Here is a 17223-nt window from a genome sequence, read left to right as displayed (position 1 = left end):
CTGAAACAATGCTATAATGAGACGGGGTGATTATCATATGCCGATTTTAAAAAATGATTGGAATGACCTTCTTTGTGAAGAATTTAAGAAGGATTACTATTTAAAATTAAGAGAGTATCTGATCAGTGAATACCGTCTAAATGTCATCTATCCCAATATGTATGATATCTACAATGCGCTCCACTATACTGCCTTTAAGGATGTCAAAGTGGTCATCTTGGGTCAGGATCCGTATCACGGCCCAAACCAGGCCCATGGGTTAAGCTTTTCAGTCCAAGCGGGTATCCCGGCACCGCCTTCCCTTGTCAATATATTTAAGGAACTTCATGATGATGTGGGGTGTTATATCCCCAATAACGGCTATTTAAAAAAATGGGCCGATCAGGGCGTACTTTTGCTGAATACCTCACTGACGGTTCGAGCCGGTCAAGCCAATTCGCATAGCCGGATTGGCTGGGAGAAATTCACCGATCGCATTATCGCACTGTTAAACGAACGGGAAGACCCGGTTGTCTTTATTCTCTGGGGCAAAAATGCGCAAAGCAAACAAAGTCTTATCACCACATCCAGGCATTATATCATAAAATCCGTCCATCCCAGTCCGTTGTCCGCTCATGCCGGTTTTTTTGGCAGCAGACCTTTTTCTAAAGCAAATGGCTATCTGATATCCATCGGTAAGGAACCCATTGACTGGCAGATCGAGAATAGATAACTACTTGCATTTTGATAACAAAGGTGTAAAATAATTTAATATCAAACTATTTTTATCTCTAACAAATTGGAGGGAACGACAAATGAAAGAAGTCTATCAGTATTTAAAGGATTGTGGTACTTATTATCTAGCAACGATCGATGGCGACCAGGCGAGAGTCCGTCCTTTTGGCACGATTGATGAATTCGAAGGCAAACTTTATATCCAGACCGGCAACGTCAAAAATGTGTTTGCTCAGATGCAAGCTAATCCAAAAATTGAAATCACCGCAATGAAAAACGATGGCTCCTGGATCCGCGTTGCTGCTACAGCTGTCCGGGATGATCGGGTGGAAGCCAGAGAGCATATGCTCGACGCTTACCCTAGTCTGAAAGGTTTATACGCTGCAGACGATGGTAATTGCGAAGTTCTTTATCTGAAAGACGCTACTGCTGTCTTCTCCTCTTTTACTGCTGAACCCAGAACGGTGACGTTTTAAGATTAATACCAAACCCATAGGTATACCGTAAAATTAAAGGTAAACCGCATTATTAAAAGTAACCCTAAATAGTAAGTGTCAGCCGTTGTCCTTGTATTCTATCACGCATGGACAACGGCTTTTTTCAAATACAATTTATTATTTTTTACTCTTCCAGGCGAAGCGCAGTACTTTCTTATTGCAGTTATCAACACATTCGCCGCACAGAACACACTCGTGATGATCCATGTTTCCTTTAACAGCCATTGCTTGGACATTAAGACTCATGGGGCAATATTTTGTGCAGCGTCCGCATTGAACATTAATTTCTTGATGCTGAGTATTTTGACTATCATCACACGTTATTGAAAGAATCAATCCACTAGAGAAGCTCTAGGAAATCCCCGTAACCCTGCAGGGCCATCTCTTCTTTAGGAATAAAGCGTAAGGCCGCACTATTAATGCAATAACGCATGCCGCCGGACGCTTCAGGTCCGTCCGGGAAAACATGACCGAGATGAGCATTGCCCACCCGGCTTCGTACCTCTGTACGGTGCATGCCATGAGACGTATCGGTTAATTCCTTAATGACATTGGGGTCAACGGGTTTAGTGAAACTCGGCCAGCCACACCCCGATTCAAACTTATCCGTGGAAATAAAAAGCGGCTCACCCGTGGTTATGTCAACATAAATCCCTTCACGAAAATCATTCCAGAATTCATTGCGAAACGGCGGTTCCGTGGCGTTATTTTGGGTTACGTCATATTGTGTCCCGGTCAATCGCCGAGCAAGTTCACCCGGATTTGGAACAGGATACTGACTTGGGTCTACCCGGGCGGCAGCGGCATTCATAAACTTTTCCTTTCGGATATGGCAATAACCTTGGGGATTTTTATCGAGATATTTCTGATGATAATCCTCGGCAGGCCAAAAATTATCCAGTGGTTTGACCTCAATGGCAATCGTCTGGCTATAACGATTTTGTAGTTTTGCTATTGAACGCGCAATCACCGGAAGATCCGCATCATCCGTGTAATAGATACCCGTACGATACTGAATCCCGCTGTCGCCCCCCTGTTTATTAACCGAGACAGGGTCAATCACACTGTAGAATAATTCTAAGAGAAATTCAAGCGGAATAATGCTTGGGTCATATTCGACATGCACAGTTTCGGCATGCCCTGTATCCCGGTAACAGACATCGTCATAGGTAGGGTTAGCAGTTTTTCCGTTTGCATAGCCTACTTGCGTCGCTAGAACACCGCGAATAGAAGCAAGGTATTTTTCGGTTCCCCAAAAACAACCGCCGGCCAAATAGATTACGGACATCGCACAACCTCCTATTATTCTATTATCCCTATTGTCTTTATTCCATTAAAGTAAATCCGCTGCAAATTAAGCTATTTATTATCGATGAATTAATTATGCGTATCGGATGAGGTAATGATGCTTATTGAGAATCATTTATGCATGCCATCTAAAGAATAATGTTCTTAAGATATAAAAAAGCCAAATTCGCTATTTGACGATTTGGCTTAATTTCTCATGGATTGTATGCTCGATGATATAATCCGTCAAATGTTATCCGCTTATTTTCTTACCGGTTCCCATTTGCATCTTACCGGGGAAATGATGGCTTCTTCCTTTTTTAAAGCGTTGAAGGCTTTATCAATTTCTTTGCGATCGATGCCCAGTATTTTTTCAATATCCCCTGCACTGACTGGTTTTCCCGCCTCAAGCATTGCTTTTAAAACCTGATCTTTGACATCCATTGAAGTTCCTCCTTAACGTCGTTTCATGCGTGATGCATAAGATAGTTTATCGTGTAGCGGTAAAGAATACGCGATCAAAGGTAAAGAGAATCTTGCCGTCTTTGGTGGCGGTATAATACTTTAGAATTTCTTCCATTAAATCATTTTCAAATTCATGCTGCTGTGCTTCTTCCTGCAGACAATCCAGATAAGGTCTTAAGCCGGTACTCCGATAAAGGTCAAGGATATCTTCATAACTGTCCATTAAATGGTAATACCGGGTTTCCCACAATTCTATATTCTCCGTTAACTCACATAGTACGTCATAATAGTATTCCGGTGTATGAACCTTATACGGTATTCTGACGTTATCAAAGTATCCGGACCATTTTGGTGAGGATACGAGATCCATTAGCAGTTGGTGGATCAGCATCTCATCGACAAATGGAACCTGAGCCGCTAATACGCCGTGTGGTTTAACCATGGAAAATAATCTTGGGATAAGAATGTCATTATTCGGGATCCACTGAAAGACCGCATTGGAAAATATGAGATCAAACTGGCCTAAATGAGAAATATCCTCTCCGGCATCCCTCAGCAGCCATTGTACAGAGGAATTCGTTGTTTTGGCAATTTCCAGCATAGAGGGCGAATTGTCTATGGCTGTAATTGCCGCAGCCGGCCATCTCTCTGCTAAAATTCGGGTACTGTTGCCAGGGCCGCAACCCACATCGAGGACAGTTTGAGGCTGTTCAAGGTAAACACGGCTGACCAGATCACGCGCCGGTTTTGACCTTTCCGTTTCAAATTTCAAATAGGCTTGTGGATTCCAGTCTGGCATTAGTCAATTCCTCCCCCGATGATTTCACTTTGATTGTATCAAAAAACAGCCACTATTTCAAAAATATCCTTATAAATTTCTGTCATTACATTTTTAAATCCCTTTTATCCTGACGAATTCATCCAATGGCTTTCTGGTAGTATAGAATTGATTCTGAAGATCGTCCTTTTCAGCATATCCCAGGGCAATAGCAATGGCAATAAGATAATTATCGGGTATCGCTAACTCCTCCCGGATCACATCGGGATACACCGCCATCATTATGGCAGGTATCGTATTTAAACCGTAATGCTGTGCTGCCAGCATCAGGCTCTGGGAAAAAGCACCTAGATCATAATGGGACCATTGTGATAACCTTATGTCCATGCACAGAAACATAACAGCCGGAGCGCCAAAGAAATTCAGGTTTCTTTCCGTCATTTTCTTTCTTCCTTCTTGATCCTCCCGAGCAACCCCAAGCAGTTCCATATGAGCCCCTGCCATTTCCTGTGTCCGTTTTTTGCATTCGTCGGGATGACGTCCATTGTTATACCTCCTAATAATGCAATACAAATTCTCCGACGGTACGATCATAGATAAATACTTCTCCGGTTTCAATCAAATAATACCAGCCTTCAATAGAAAGTTCGTGCCGCATGACCTTTTCTTTAATAAACGGATACGTCAGCAAATGCTTCAATTGCTCCACAATATTTAACTGTTCAGCCATCCATTCCCGTTTTCCTTTTTCCGTTTCGGGGACCTCTGCAAATACTGTTTCTTTGATGTTTCCGGCAAGTTCAAGCCATTTTTGAGTATGCGGCAGACCCGCCAAATCGGTTTCTGAGAGCATTGCTTTGCAGCCGCCGCAGTTGGAATGCCCGCAAACAACGATATGCTCAACGTTTAAAACATTGACGGCATACTCAATAGCCGATGTTGTCGCTAAATATTCCTCGGTATGACGATAAGGCGGAACGATATTGGCAATATTTCTTACTGTGAATAGTTCACCCGGGAGTGTATTGGTAATTAGGTTAGGCACCAACCGCGAATCCGAACAGCCAATAAACAAGGTGTGCGGATTTTGAGAACGGCCTAATGCTTCAAAAAGTTCCCGGTGTTGTTCAAAATCATTATCTTTAAATCGGAGAATTCCCTGTAGCAACTTTTCCATGCAATCGTCCTCCATGAATTATTCTCTAGACAATGATGATATCTGAGCCACCGCCGGTAAGGCAGTTTCCGCCGTTGGGGGTGACGGTATAGGTATCTTCTACACCGACCATGCCGACATTCTGGATTCCTTTTTTGGGTTCAAGGGCAATGACCATATTTTGCTGTAACGGCAAGTCAAAACCATTGGCTATCACCGGCAACTCATCCACATTCAACCCGATACCATGACCCAAAAATTTAACCTGTCGTTTTCCGTAACCCATAAAGTTCTGTAGAAATTGCGTGCTAAGGCTATTCATTACCAACGCATAAATTACTGAGGGTATGGCACCGGGCATTAATTGCTCTGCAAGACGATTCTCTACTTCAATACAACCGCGATGAGCTGCGATAACGTCTGGACTCGGCTTGGCACCAAATTGATAAACCTGTGTTTTATCGGTATGATACCCGTCGACACCAAACCCGATATCAACAAACACTAAATCACCTTTTTTCAGCTTTCGCTCTCTGCTGCCAAGGACCGGAACAGCCGGTGACATTCCATAAGCGCCACCCGGGCCGTCAAAATTAGTAGGATAGAGCGAACTTTCACCAAAGCCGATTTGTCCGCAGACAATTTCGTTTTGGAACATCGCGAAGCGACTCACGCCATGGTGCCCGATTTTTACCATGTGAGCGTAAAGATCGACAACAAGATCCGCTTCGCTCATGCCCTCTGTTAATAAAGACGGTACAATATTCGTCAGGATTTCCTTATGTAATTTCCCCGAATTAATCATTCGTTCCAGTTCATACGGACTTTTTACCGCTCTTGTCAGAGAAATCTCCTGATCAAGTCCACGGATGCTTGGCATTGAAAAGTATTTTTTTAGTCTCTCCAGCATGGCAACCGGAACAACTTCCAATTCCAAATAGGTATTGCCGCATTCGGCCCCGATGACTTTAACCGCATCGCGGTAACTTTCCATAGGATAAATATTTAAAAATAATGACTCATCCTTCGCCCGTTCATAACTCCTTCGGGCAAAATAATACCCTGTCCGGTCTTTTTTAATAACTAACAGGCCATCCTGCATCGTACCCGTAAAATAGTATTGATTGACCCTGTTTATGATCAGCCCGGTATCCCAGTCCGGATAAGTACTATCCATGATGCCGCAAAATGCATTCAAGCGGTGGTTCAATTCCGTTACATTAATCTTAGTGAGCATGCTTTCCCCCCCAATTAATTATGCTTCCTATGAAAATACCATTAATACGCGTCAGCTGCAATTATTTACCGGAACATTTACGCACCAGAAGCATTAAGAAATATCCTGAAAATCATGAAACTAAGAAAACTAACAAAATTATGATAATACCCTCTTGACAAAAAGATGATTTCCATATAAAATCAAGAAAATTCATAATTATAAACCGATGATTGAGAAAAGTAACATGGATAACCCAACAATGCAGAGAACCGCAGCTGGTGTGATTGCGGTATTGGGCCTGTGTGAATGGCCTCATGAGGGCTCAGCTGAAAATCAAGTAAGCTTGCCGGAAACTCTACCCGTTAGTTATAGAGCGTATATGTTAGTATACGAATGAGCGGCGTGCATACGCAATTTGGGTGGTACCGCAGAGATTATAAGTCTTTGTCCGATAATATTGGATAAAGACTTTTTTATATTGTACACCCCGGACTGACAAGAAAATACAAACAGCAGGGATATCCATTATGAAATTGTAAACTCTATGAATATGAAAGGAATGAAGATGTATGGCAAATATCCCCTACAAAATTTACTTAACCGAAGATGAGATGCCTAAGAACTGGTACAACGTGAAAGCTGTTATGAAGGAACTGCCTCCCCCATTTATCCATCCGGGTACACTGCAGCCAATCACAGCCGATGAACTTCGTCCCATTTTTTGTGATGAATTGATTGCCCAGGAATTAAATAATAGTGATCTCTATATCGAAATACCCGAAGGCATTCGTGACTTTTACAAAATGTACCGTCCTTCACCCCTGATCAGGGCGTATAATTTGGAAAAATTATTGGATACGCCTGCAGAGATCTATTATAAGTTTGAAGGGACAAATACATCCGGCTCCCATAAGTTAAATTCGGCCGCGGCTCAGGTTTATTACGCCAAAAAACAAGGCTTAGCTGCTCTGACCACAGAAACTGGTGCCGGACAATGGGGCACTGCGCTGGCCATGGCCTGTGCTTTTTATGATCTGCCGCTGACTGTCTATATGGTCAAAGTCTCGGCAGAACAAAAACCATATCGCAAGGCGGTGATCGAGACCTATGGCGGAAAAGTCATACCTTCACCTTCCGACACCACAGAAATCGGCAGAAAGATTTTATCAGAAAACCCCGGAACCGGCGGCTCGTTAGGCTGCGCTATTTCCGAAGCAATCGAGACAGCCGTGAAAACACCGGACTGCCGTTATGTTCTGGGCAGTGTACTCGACCATGTTCTCCTTCACCAATCCATCATTGGTGAAGAAACAAAAACCGCCTGCGAAAAGTATGACATTCAACCGGATATGATTATCGGCTGTATCGGTGGCGGATCAAATTATGGCGGTTTAGTCGGGCCATTTATGGGCGATAAGATTAAAGGCAAGAATAACATCGAATTCATTGGTGTCGAGCCTGCCTCCTGTCCGTCTTTGACCAGAGGAAGATACGCCTATGATTTTGGTGACACAGGAAAAACAACACCTCTCATTAAGATGTATACGTTGGGATCCGGCTTTATTCCCTCGCCGAATCATGCCGGAGGTCTTCGTTACCACGGTATGAGCGGCATCGTATCCAAATTGTATCATGACGGTTATATGACAGCGCGTTCTGTGGAACAAACCAAAGTATTTGACGCTGCTACCCTTTTTGCTCGCTCTGAAGGTACTTTACCTGCACCGGAATCTGCCCATGCCATACGGGGGGCTATTGATGAAGCTATCAAGTGCAAAGAAAGCGGCGAAAAGAAAACCATACTTTTTGGTTTAACCGGAACCGGCTACTTTGATATGGCAGCCTATATGAGTTATAATTCCGGAACCATGACGGATTATGTTCCTTCAGATGAAGATCTCGAAAAAGGATTTGCCACTTTGCCTAACGTCAACTTATAAATATATTACATCATGTTGCATAGGCAGCCCAGTTTGCTTAAATATCGCAATCCATAGAAAATCAAATAAAAGGCTTTTCAGGTATTCTTTAACCTGAGAAGCCTCTCTTATTTTTATTTTTGGCAGGACATTTTTTTTCGTCGTCGAATATATATAAATTAATTAAACTATTATAATTAAGAGATTAATTGAATACGAGCTGAGTCCGGGATGTTTTTCCCGGAACGGGGGATATTAAATTCCAATGGGGTGAATCGCGAACAACGCGTAGGGCTTAACCTTTAGTCCGAATCCGTCAACTAACCTCGTAAGCTAAGAAAGGTGAAACTGGGATGCGTTTTAAACAGTTTGTTCAGGTATGTCTGAGCAAGGTGAGAAACTCATGGAAATCACCGCGAATAATCGGTGGTTTATTTATTTCTCTGTTGTTTATCGGATCGTTTGCTTTTTATCTGGCAAAACCGATCCATGTGGTTGCTGTAACAGTCAATGGTCAGAAAATTGGATTTGTTTCCGATCAAAATACCGGAAATGACCTGATCAAAAAAGCTGCTTCGGGATCCTATATTGTCACCTATGACGACGTTACAGTAAACAACGCGGAATATCTGCAAAATTCGCTGAAAAAAAATAATCTCGAAACAAAACTAAATCAGTCCTATGCGGCCTATGAGTTGGAGATCGATGGATCCGTTGTCGCGGTTGTACTGTCGGCTGCGGACATTGATACGATCCTCCAAAGATATGAAAATTACTTTAACGCACCTTCCGCTACGAATGTCGTTACTGAAACCACTATCAAAGAAGCGGTTACTTCTAATCTGACAACTGTATCTTTAGACCGTATTCAATCTCCGGAACAGGTATTAAACGATTTAATCGACAAAAAAACTCTGACCATTATCTGCAAAGGAACCGAGACGACAGAAGAAGCGATACCTTATAGCACCATAACCAAGAAAGACTATACCCTTGCCTACGCGCAGAAGAAAGTCATTACCCAGGGCAGCAAAGGTCTTAAATCGGTAACCACCAGCTATGAACAACAAAACGGTAAAATAATCAAGCAGCAGGTCATTTCCGAAAAAATAGTTAAAAAGGCTGTCGATGAAGTTATTGCTGTCGGGCCGTCCGCCCGGGCCCTCACCGTCGCCTCAAGTGCTTCGATCAGTGGCCGAAGTTATTCTGATGTCGTTGATTATGCCTTAAGTTATGTTGGTTCACCGTATGTTTTTGGCGGCAGCAGCCCGAAAGGTTTTGACTGTTCCGGTTTTGTCATGTACGTTTATAAGGCAGCCGGGGTTAACCTTCCCCATTCATCATTTGCCCAGTTTGCTTCAGGAACGTCAGTAGCCAAAAGTGATCTTCAGCCGGGTGATTTAGTCTTCTTCTCAACTTATTCTTCCGGTGCTTCCCACGTTGGGATATATGTCGGCAGCGGAAAATTTGTCCACGCCTATAATTATTCATACGGTGTCACCGTTTCCAGTCTGAGTTCTCTATCTTCACGTTACCTTGGCGCCAGACGGTATTAACCAAGGTAACCCGTCATTATAAATAGCTGACTTATCTCCTCTTTTACTCAAAACACCGTTTCTGTGAAGAAATGGTGTTTTGCTTGTAATTTCCACTCAAATCAAGTATAGTGTTAACAATATAAAAATTTGTTATTTTTCTAATCAATTGCCTGGTTTTCGGAGGAGAAACACATGAATAAGAACGTGACCCTGAAAGTATCCATACTATCTATTTTTTTCTTAAATATGGCACCAACTCTAGTAATTCCGGCACTACACAGACTTTCTGCCGCTTTCCCGGAAATTCCTTTCAGTACCATTGTACTGGCCCAAACCTTGCCCTGTTTGTTGATGATCCCGGTCGCTCTCATCTCCGGGGCTTTAGCCGGAAAGAAAGTAAAATTTCGGACAATGAATATTATCGGTATCATTCTATTCATTATCGGAGGCATTACCCCCTTTTTTCTGAGTAATTTCACATCTATCTTGCTTTCAAGAGTGTTATTTGGGATCGGTATCGGCATTATTTCCCCGATGGGAAATGCTTTAGTGCTTAAGTTTTATCATGGACAAGATCGCGTTAATTTAGTAGGCATCGGTAATGTTTTTGTTATGAGCGGCGGCATTATGATGCAGTTAGCCAGCGGGTTCCTCTGTGCTATCAGCTGGCAATACACATTTTTAGTACACCTAATCGCGATTATTCCTCTTCTGCTTGTGATCCTACTTCTTCCCGAACCCGATAAAGAGATAGAAAACGACCACCATAAAGAAAAACTGCGTATGCCCTTTGCTGTCTACGGCTATACCCTAATGTTCGGTATCATGGTCATGCTAAATTATACGATGGTGCTGAATATATCCACGATAATGGCTGAACGCAGCCTAGGTTCACCGGCCTTAGCCGGACTCGTTCTTTCTCTGTTTACAGCCGGCGGCATGCTTGCCGGGTTGGTGTTTGGCAATGTCTATAAATTAACTGCCAAATATACTATTGCTTTGGGCCTCCTCATTACCGCCGCTGGCTTAGGATTCGCCGATTTTGCCGGGAATATAATTATCTTCGCTCTCGGATCATTAGTCACTGGTATTGGTTTCTCCACCGTCATGCCGGCAGTTATCGTCGAGATTGGTGCGATCGCGCCCCCTGCCAGTATTGGTATGGCAACGGGCATGGTGATCGCCCTTATGAACGGCGGTATGTTCTTTTCCCCCTATTACATGGCATTGGTGCAAAATATCTCCAGTCAAAACAATGTCTGGTTCCCGGTATGCGTATCGATGATTCTCTTAGTGATTGGTGCGTTTCTTCTTATCTTCTATCAATATAAACAAACGCCCAGTCCAGAAAGACAAAATAGTTCTATTTCTTAAACTACTTTGTCTTTCATAAAACAACTATAGCTTTCCAGCGGCCCAACCTATCATCCATAATATTGAAATCTGAAAGCGGATCCCGGTGTCCGCTTTTTTTCTTTTATCATCTGTTTCTAATCATAATTTAATAATTATTTGGTAAGCTGACTACTAAAGGGGGTATTGATTTGGAAACATTTGCTTTAGTCATAGCGATTATCTTGTTTATTGCCGGCCTTGTAGGTACGGTGCTACCAGTGCTGCCCGGTGTAATACTCATTTATGCCGGTATGCTCATATACGGATTCATGACACATTTTACAACATTGCATGCCTATTTCTTCATCCTGCAAGCGCTTGTCGTCATTGTTTTGTTTATGGTCGATTACTTTGCTTCAGCGATTGGCACCAAACGCTTTGGTGGGAGTAAGCAGGCGGCTTGGGGTGCTGTTATCGGGACAATTTTAGGAATTATCGTATTTGGACCTCTGGGGATTGTTATCGGTCCTTTCGCGGGCGCCGTCGTCACAGAACTTATTCGCGGCACAGAACTCAATAAGACCCTCCGGGTTGGTTTTGGTACCCTGATTGGTGTCCTCGGCGGCACAGCGGTAAAAGTTACTGCAGAAATCATTATGATCGCCTATTTTTTTCTCAAAATCTTCTAAACAAATGTACGTCTTGAGGATAATCGAATATGAACAATTTCTAAGCCTGTTTGGATTATGGACAGGCTTAATTTCCTGAACGTGACAAAGCGGCGCAACAAAACTTTATGCTTAGTTGCGCCCCCTCATAACATAAATAGCAAGAAACAGATGTTAATGCTCTACAAACTGTATTTGCAGTCCATTTGGATCTGTTACAAAGAAAAACTAGAAATTCAATGAATCCTCCATATTCAGTACATTGATCGTCGTCCAGCAAAATCTCATATGCTTTACCCCTTTCCAAATCAAAATAGTGTATTCATTCAGAAATTGTATCGTTTGATTATAACAGCCCTGTTAAGCGGATGACCGTCAGAGCTAAAATGGCGACGATCGTCGAAATCACCACGTAGATAAGATTCCAGCGCGGTCCTATTGTTGCTGGTGATACACCAGTCAAGCCGGAAATACCTATGACCATAGCACCGGACGGAGATACGGTAATCCCCATCGCCCAGCTCATGGCGAGGATCACGGCCATATACGCCGGACTGATATGATACGCGGCAGCATGGATCGTACTGCTGAAAATAGCAACTGAGATGATCGGGTGAACACCGATTACTGATAATATGACGGTAATGAAGATAATTGCATATGATAACAGGATAATATTCTCTCCAATGAACAGATCAAAAAAACCAGGCACTATATTGCCGATATGGGAGTAAGCGATACTCGTTGCAAGTAATCCGGCTCCCATAAATAGAATGATCTCATTCTTTAACTTTGGCAAACTAACGCGATAATATTCCTCCTTCACCGCCTTGCGCAAATCCGGAAGGCGTTTAATCGTCCCCATCCATAGGAACGGGATAACCAGGGAGGCCATCGACACAACAGTAATTGTTTTGATTCCGGTTAAATGGGATATAACTGCTATTGACGCAATTAATATTATCGACCATACTGCTAATTCAATTAGTTTTTGCCACTGTCCGGCCGGTGCAGAAAGTGCGATATCCTGATTCAACGTGCTGCTTTCCTTGATATTTATTTGTTCCAAATCATTTCTACTTTTTAATCTATTTCCTTGCTCCCATTGATTGAGACCTAATCCAACGATCCCGCAGAGTATACCGCATAAAAGTGCGTACGGGAAAAAATGAATCCAATCCGTTCCGGTAGCTTGAAGTACTAATGCCACAGCAGCAGTTGTTGGTGCCCAGATTGTACACGTCGTAAACCCCCTGCTTAACGCAGAACTTAACAACTTTATATTTTTGCTTCTTGCACTGGCTTTGCTGATTTGATAAACCATAGGAACCACAGCCAGATTGACCAGTATCCCGACAAAAGTCGATAAAAAACTAACGAGCAAATAAAAGCGGGTATCTGTATTGACGTAAAGTTGGAAAGACCGCTGCAAAGCATCAAAATAACCGCCATGTTTGAAGGGTATCCCAATCAGCGGCACCACGGCGAACATAACTACAAGGTATAAATTTTCTTCAAGGGCGTGTGTCCACACACTAAGTGGCGCTTTATATGCGACTAAAAGAATGATGCCTGCAAAAAATGTGACATACGCAATGATTTTTGAAGAGCCGGAAACAAACGGAAAGCTCAGGATAATGATCATGACCAGTAATAGCATAATGATCAGATTAAGCAAAGGTAAGCTCAAGAAAACATTACCCAGATATAACACCGCAAGGGCGAAAGTCAATATACTGCGAAAAGCAGTTAGCGCAGGCATATTAAAGGCTCCTTTGTCGACTTCATCCAATTAACCATATATATATTATATAGATTAACTTCACATCGAACAAAGGGTTTCTTTGAGTAAATTACAGAGTACTAGTGCTGAGTCCCCGTTTCGGAGACCAAAGAACTTTTTTTCTGGAGTATAACCCACGGCTGAAAACGTTCCCTTGACGTGATCGTGTGTAATTGATTTAATCGGTCCTTTTTTATAGTCCCTTGATATTCTTCAATTAATGCGACAAGGGGGTCCATATTCTCGAAAAAAACCGTAATAATATCCCCAGTATAGGCTTTCTCCAAAGCATATTCCAGGGCTTCGACCTCATTAGGTATGATCGTCATATTATATTTCTCGCATCCGGCTTTTTGCGCTCCGGCGAATAATAGACGAGCAACTTCCAACGGCTTTCGACCCCTCAGATCGCTGTCTTCTTTAATAATAAGCTTATGGAAAGCCTTTCCGGCCAATTCCCCGATCCGGATGATATCATCATCCCGTCTGTCTCCCGGAACACCAATAATACCGACCAATTTTTTAGCTGGGAGTTTTTTCAGACTATCAAGGGTAACACGGTAACCATCATAGTTGTGGCCATAATCCAAAATGACTTTGACGCCTTGCAGTTCAAATAAGTTAAACCGGCCGGGATTTACTTTCAAATCATTCGTAAATGTCCGAAGGGCTCTGCTAATTTTAATCAGAGATACACCCAGCGATGTACAAGCGCCTATTGCAGCCAACGCATTGTCAATATTGTGCTGAAGCACCCCGCCGTAAGCAGCAGGGATACTGTCGATATCGAGGACGTAATCTATTCTACCATTTTTTCGAATATATATGGCGTTATTATGGACAAAAACACCGGGTTTTCCTTGCTTTATATGATCAATAAAGGCGAAATTGTTTTCATTGTTCGTAAAGAGGAGGACCTCACCTCCGGCTTTTTCTTTAGCCTTCAATACCCATGGGTCTTGGGCATTCAGTACACAATAACCGTCTTTTTTTACTGCCTCCGTTACCAGCGATTTGACATGGAATAATTCTTCCATCGTATTGACCCCATCAATCCCCAGATGATCATTGGTAAGATTGGTGAACACAGCGACATCGGCTTTACTGTACCCTAAACCGTTTCGAATAATGCCGCCTCGGGCCGTCTCCAGTACTGCCGCATCGATCTCACGATTATTGAGCACGCGTTTTGCACTTAAATAACCGGTTGTATCTCCCTTCTCGATACAATTCCCATTAATATAGATACCGCTGGTCGTTGTCATAGCGGGTGTATAACCGCTGCACTGCAAGATATGGTTTATCATTCGCGTCGTTGTCGTTTTTCCATTGGTGCCTGTAACGGCAATAACCGGAATTGACGATTTATGTCCCGGAGGAAAAATCATATCCAAAATGGGTGAAACAACGTCTCTGCTCTTACCCTCTGTTGGATAAAGATGCATTCGAATACCCGGGGCAGCATTGATTTCAACAACAGCCCCAAAGTCACTGCTGATTGGCTGCGATATATTCGGAATGACCATATCCACCCCCGCGATGTCCAGACCGATCATGGCGACCGCTTTTTGGGCTATCTCCTTATTTCTTGGGTGTACCAAGTCAGTACAGTCAATCGCCGTACCGCCGGTACTCAAGTTGGAATTGGTGCGCAGACAGACCTTTTGGCCCTTTGCGGGAATCGTCTGCAGCGTCAATCCTTGCTGAGTCAGACACTGTCTGATCTGGTCGTCAATTATGATGCGCGACAATGGTTTTTCGTGGTCATAACCACGGAGCGCGTTGTTATTTTCTGCATCGATCAGTTCCGCTATGTTATGCGTACCATTACCGATAACCATAGGAGGTACCCGTTCGGATGCAGCCACTAATTTTCCTTGGATGACTAAAAGACGATAATCCTTCCCTCGAATATACCGTTCAATAATAACTTCCGGACCATAGACCAAAGCCCCTTCAACTGCTTTTTGCAAGGCTTCATCATTTGTAATATTCACACTGACATGTTGCCCTTTATTGCCGCATTTTGGTTTGACGACAACAGGGTAACCGAGGGTATGAGCATATGCTGTTGCTTCATTAACAGTGAAACATACCGTACCTTCCGGGACTGGAATCGCAGCTTCATTCAGGAGTCTTTTAGTCAAGGCTTTGTCACAGGCAATATCCACCGCGATACTGCTTGTATTTTCAAAAAGTGTCGCTGAGATGTATTTTTGATACTTGCCGTAACCTAAACGCATCAGGGTGCTGCCAGGAATCTCCTCTATGGGGATTTCCCTTTTTTTTGCTTCGTGATAGATCGCACCCGTACTGACTCCCCTGTTGTACGTAAGAAATAAAGATTCTAAACGTAAATAAGCATTAGAAAAGTCAAAACACTCTTCTTGACACAAAGCACTTACCAAATCATAGATAAATTGTCCGCACAGCTTGCCGGTTACACTATTTTCGCAAGCGAAGATCACTTTATAAATATCATTGGATTCGTTTCTGGCTTTTCCGTATTTCATATCCGAACCCAGCATTTTTTGAATTTCCAGGCAAAGATGTTCGGTAACATGAGCGATATACGTTCCTTCTTTTAAACGATCAATGAAACCGCCGATATATCCTTTCGTACATTTATGTTCGCTTAAACCGGGGAAGAATTTGATGATTTTCTCATTAAATCCGGGAATATCTTTCGTTGGGACATCAACCAGCTCCTCTAATTTTAAGCGCATCATCACGATATTTTGTTCGATGCTGTAAATATTCGGAGCTGTAAATGATTGCATATCTAGAAGCTGCAAGCGAAATCACTCCAATAGATTTATTTACCCGCAATTATTTTGTTACAAATTGTCAAGAAATATATTGCCATGATGTGGTTGACCAGGTAGTTTTTGTGGTAACTTACCCACATTCTTATTTATTTTGCCGCTTTATGACAAGTCATTAATTCTCCTATCAAGGAAATCAAAATGCGAGCAGTATCCGTATGGATTATTTTGCTATTTTTTGGCTGATATTATTCTGAGAAATAATGACTTCTCTTGCTGATTTTCCTTTTATATATAGATATATCAAATCACAGGATTAAATAAAAACCTTACAAATAGACAAAAATAGAATGGACACTTTCAATTAAATTTTTTAGGAGGAAGGAATAATGGATGAAAAAAGCAAAAACATTTTGGCATCGGTTAAAAAAGACATGGAAGTCAGTGAAGAAATCGGTGACTTAAGAAGTCAGTTATCTGCCATGGAAAACACAATGAATCAGTTAAAACAAGTATCCTTCGGGACTTTTGCTTCCTCGCAAAGCCAGGGAGGCGGAATGAGTCAGAATCAGAACCAGATCATTCAACAGAGTCAGCAGGCTGCACAACAGCTGCAACAGCAAATTCAGAATTTCCGAAATCAAACCCAGCAGCAGAAACAACAGGCTGACCAGCAGCTGCACCAGGCAATTCAGACTGCAATGACAGCGCTTACACAGGCTAACCAGCAGATCCAGGCCCACCAAGCACTGGAACAGATGAGTAAATTGATTGATCAGACTCAAAGCCAGCTCTTCCAAATGAGTCAGCAGAGTCAGAATATGTTTAATCAGCAATCCGGAATGTCAGGTCAATCTGGAGTGTCAGCTCAGTCCGGGATGTCAGGTCAGCAGAGTATGAGTGGTCAGTCAGGTATGTCAGGCCAAAGCGGGATGGTTGGACATTACGGACAGGATCAGCGCCATTAAATTGTTTAAATAAATTAAAGCTCTTTAAAAAGGAAGGATCGTAACCATCGTCTGGTTAAGTATCCTTCCTTTTCTTTGATGTTCACCTGTTGCATCTCACTCCTTTCTGCATAAAATATATGGATAATACT

Annotated in this window: 16 protein-coding genes, 1 riboswitch and 1 other annotated feature; of the genes, 7 read left to right on the top strand and 9 right to left on the bottom strand. The window is 42.6% G+C overall.

Annotation, left to right across the window (positions count from 1 at the left end; genetic code table 11):
• The first annotated feature begins 37 nt into the window (after positions 1 to 37).
• Together LPY66_RS10545 and LPY66_RS10540 are read left to right on the top strand one after the other, a co-directional pair.
• Positions 38 to 712 carry a uracil-DNA glycosylase gene (locus LPY66_RS10545; protein ID WP_337984302.1) on the top strand — a complete coding sequence of 225 codons (675 nt, stop codon included), beginning with the start codon at positions 38 to 40 and terminating at the stop codon, positions 710 to 712.
• An 82-nt stretch (positions 713 to 794) separates the two neighbouring features.
• Positions 795 to 1190 (top strand): pyridoxamine 5'-phosphate oxidase family protein, encoded by a 396-nt coding sequence (locus LPY66_RS10540; RefSeq protein ID WP_337984301.1) that lies wholly within the window; start codon positions 795 to 797, stop codon positions 1188 to 1190.
• A gap of 138 nt (positions 1191 to 1328) precedes the next feature.
• Here LPY66_RS10540 and LPY66_RS10535 read toward each other — a convergent pair whose 3' ends face one another.
• The 7 genes from LPY66_RS10535 to LPY66_RS10505 all read right to left on the bottom strand — a co-directional run bounded on the left by LPY66_RS10535 (position 1329) and on the right by LPY66_RS10505 (position 6134).
• Positions 1329 to 1547 (bottom strand): 4Fe-4S dicluster domain-containing protein, encoded by a 219-nt coding sequence (locus tag LPY66_RS10535; RefSeq protein WP_337984300.1) that lies wholly within the window; start codon positions 1545 to 1547, stop codon positions 1329 to 1331.
• A 4-nt stretch (positions 1548 to 1551) separates the two neighbouring features.
• The gene (gene msrB, locus LPY66_RS10530; RefSeq protein WP_337984299.1) at positions 1552 to 2499 is read right to left on the bottom strand and encodes a peptide-methionine (R)-S-oxide reductase MsrB; all 948 of its coding nucleotides are present in this window, start codon (positions 2497 to 2499) and stop codon (positions 1552 to 1554) included.
• A 260-nt stretch (positions 2500 to 2759) separates the two neighbouring features.
• Positions 2760 to 2942, bottom strand: a complete 183-nt coding sequence (locus LPY66_RS10525) for a transcriptional regulator (protein WP_337984298.1) — start codon at positions 2940 to 2942, stop codon at positions 2760 to 2762.
• Between the two features lie 46 nt (positions 2943 to 2988).
• Positions 2989 to 3762 carry a methyltransferase domain-containing protein gene (locus LPY66_RS10520; protein WP_337984297.1) on the bottom strand — a complete coding sequence of 258 codons (774 nt, stop codon included), beginning with the start codon at positions 3760 to 3762 and terminating at the stop codon, positions 2989 to 2991.
• A gap of 93 nt (positions 3763 to 3855) precedes the next feature.
• The gene (locus tag LPY66_RS10515) at positions 3856 to 4335 is read right to left on the bottom strand and encodes a nitroreductase (RefSeq protein ID WP_337984296.1); all 480 of its coding nucleotides are present in this window, start codon (positions 4333 to 4335) and stop codon (positions 3856 to 3858) included.
• The gene (locus LPY66_RS10510) at positions 4298 to 4918 is read right to left on the bottom strand and encodes a carbonic anhydrase (RefSeq protein WP_337984295.1); all 621 of its coding nucleotides are present in this window, start codon (positions 4916 to 4918) and stop codon (positions 4298 to 4300) included. Before LPY66_RS10510 ends, LPY66_RS10515 begins: the two co-directional genes overlap by 38 nt.
• Before the next feature lie 25 nt (positions 4919 to 4943).
• Positions 4944 to 6134: a M24 family metallopeptidase gene (locus LPY66_RS10505; RefSeq protein WP_337984294.1), complete on the bottom strand. Its 1191-nt coding sequence runs from the start codon at positions 6132 to 6134 to the stop codon at positions 4944 to 4946.
• A 199-nt stretch (positions 6135 to 6333) separates the two neighbouring features.
• Positions 6334 to 6571, top strand: a binding site (T-box leader).
• Positions 6572 to 6685: 114 nt separating this feature from the next.
• Between LPY66_RS10505 and LPY66_RS10500 the strand changes: the two genes are divergently transcribed.
• The 4 genes from LPY66_RS10500 (at position 6686) to LPY66_RS10485 (ending at position 11597) form a co-directional block, all read left to right on the top strand.
• Positions 6686 to 8056, top strand: coding sequence for a TrpB-like pyridoxal phosphate-dependent enzyme (locus LPY66_RS10500; RefSeq protein WP_337984293.1), 1371 nt, complete (start codon positions 6686 to 6688; stop codon positions 8054 to 8056).
• Between the two features lie 187 nt (positions 8057 to 8243).
• Positions 8244 to 8385, top strand: a riboswitch (cyclic di-AMP (ydaO/yuaA leader).
• A 3-nt stretch (positions 8386 to 8388) separates the two neighbouring features.
• Positions 8389 to 9591 (top strand): NlpC/P60 family protein, encoded by a 1203-nt coding sequence (locus LPY66_RS10495; protein ID WP_337984292.1) that lies wholly within the window; start codon positions 8389 to 8391, stop codon positions 9589 to 9591.
• A gap of 174 nt (positions 9592 to 9765) precedes the next feature.
• On the top strand, positions 9766 to 10947 hold the full coding sequence (locus LPY66_RS10490; protein WP_337984291.1) for an MFS transporter: 1182 nt from the start codon (positions 9766 to 9768) through the stop codon (positions 10945 to 10947).
• A 170-nt stretch (positions 10948 to 11117) separates the two neighbouring features.
• Positions 11118 to 11597, top strand: coding sequence for a DUF456 domain-containing protein (locus LPY66_RS10485; RefSeq protein ID WP_337984290.1), 480 nt, complete (start codon positions 11118 to 11120; stop codon positions 11595 to 11597).
• Positions 11598 to 11922: 325 nt separating this feature from the next.
• Here the strand turns inward: LPY66_RS10485 and LPY66_RS10480 are convergent, their stop codons facing one another.
• Positions 11923 to 13338 carry a C4-dicarboxylate ABC transporter gene (locus LPY66_RS10480; protein WP_337984289.1) on the bottom strand — a complete coding sequence of 472 codons (1416 nt, stop codon included), beginning with the start codon at positions 13336 to 13338 and terminating at the stop codon, positions 11923 to 11925.
• 101 nt (positions 13339 to 13439) lie between these two features.
• Positions 13440 to 16154: a cyanophycin synthetase gene (gene cphA, locus LPY66_RS10475; protein WP_337984288.1), complete on the bottom strand. Its 2715-nt coding sequence runs from the start codon at positions 16152 to 16154 to the stop codon at positions 13440 to 13442.
• Positions 16155 to 16513: 359 nt separating this feature from the next.
• Between cphA and LPY66_RS10470 the strand changes: the two genes are divergently transcribed.
• Positions 16514 to 17092 carry a hypothetical protein gene (locus tag LPY66_RS10470; RefSeq protein ID WP_337984287.1) on the top strand — a complete coding sequence of 193 codons (579 nt, stop codon included), beginning with the start codon at positions 16514 to 16516 and terminating at the stop codon, positions 17090 to 17092.
• Positions 17093 to 17223 lie beyond the last annotated feature (131 nt).

Origin of the sequence: Dehalobacter sp. DCM (genome assembly GCF_024972775.1) — a bacterium.
Taxonomy (GTDB): Bacteria; Bacillota; Desulfitobacteriia; order Desulfitobacteriales; family Syntrophobotulaceae; genus Dehalobacter.
The sequence above is the reverse complement of the archived record's forward strand: the minus strand, read 5'-3'. Positions and strand labels throughout refer to the sequence as shown.

Excerpts from the sequence above, each read along its gene's own strand:
- LPY66_RS10545 (WP_337984302.1), top strand. The coding sequence starts at position 38 with ATGCCGATTTTAAAAAATGATTGGAATGACCTTCTTTGTGAAGAATTT.
- LPY66_RS10540 (WP_337984301.1), top strand. The coding sequence starts at position 795 with ATGAAAGAAGTCTATCAGTATTTAAAGGATTGTGGTACTTATTATCTA.
- msrB (WP_337984299.1), bottom strand. The coding sequence starts at position 2,499 with ATGTCCGTAATCTATTTGGCCGGCGGTTGTTTTTGGGGAACCGAAAAA.
- LPY66_RS10525 (WP_337984298.1), bottom strand. The coding sequence starts at position 2,942 with ATGGATGTCAAAGATCAGGTTTTAAAAGCAATGCTTGAGGCGGGAAAA.
- LPY66_RS10520 (WP_337984297.1), bottom strand. The coding sequence starts at position 3,762 with ATGCCAGACTGGAATCCACAAGCCTATTTGAAATTTGAAACGGAAAGG.
- LPY66_RS10515 (WP_337984296.1), bottom strand. The coding sequence starts at position 4,335 with ATGATCGTACCGTCGGAGAATTTGTATTGCATTATTAGGAGGTATAAC.
- LPY66_RS10510 (WP_337984295.1), bottom strand. The coding sequence starts at position 4,918 with ATGGAAAAGTTGCTACAGGGAATTCTCCGATTTAAAGATAATGATTTT.
- LPY66_RS10505 (WP_337984294.1), bottom strand. The coding sequence starts at position 6,134 with ATGCTCACTAAGATTAATGTAACGGAATTGAACCACCGCTTGAATGCA.
- LPY66_RS10500 (WP_337984293.1), top strand. The coding sequence starts at position 6,686 with ATGGCAAATATCCCCTACAAAATTTACTTAACCGAAGATGAGATGCCT.
- LPY66_RS10495 (WP_337984292.1), top strand. The coding sequence starts at position 8,389 with ATGCGTTTTAAACAGTTTGTTCAGGTATGTCTGAGCAAGGTGAGAAAC.
- LPY66_RS10490 (WP_337984291.1), top strand. The coding sequence starts at position 9,766 with ATGAATAAGAACGTGACCCTGAAAGTATCCATACTATCTATTTTTTTC.
- LPY66_RS10480 (WP_337984289.1), bottom strand. The coding sequence starts at position 13,338 with ATGCCTGCGCTAACTGCTTTTCGCAGTATATTGACTTTCGCCCTTGCG.
- LPY66_RS10470 (WP_337984287.1), top strand. The coding sequence starts at position 16,514 with ATGGATGAAAAAAGCAAAAACATTTTGGCATCGGTTAAAAAAGACATG.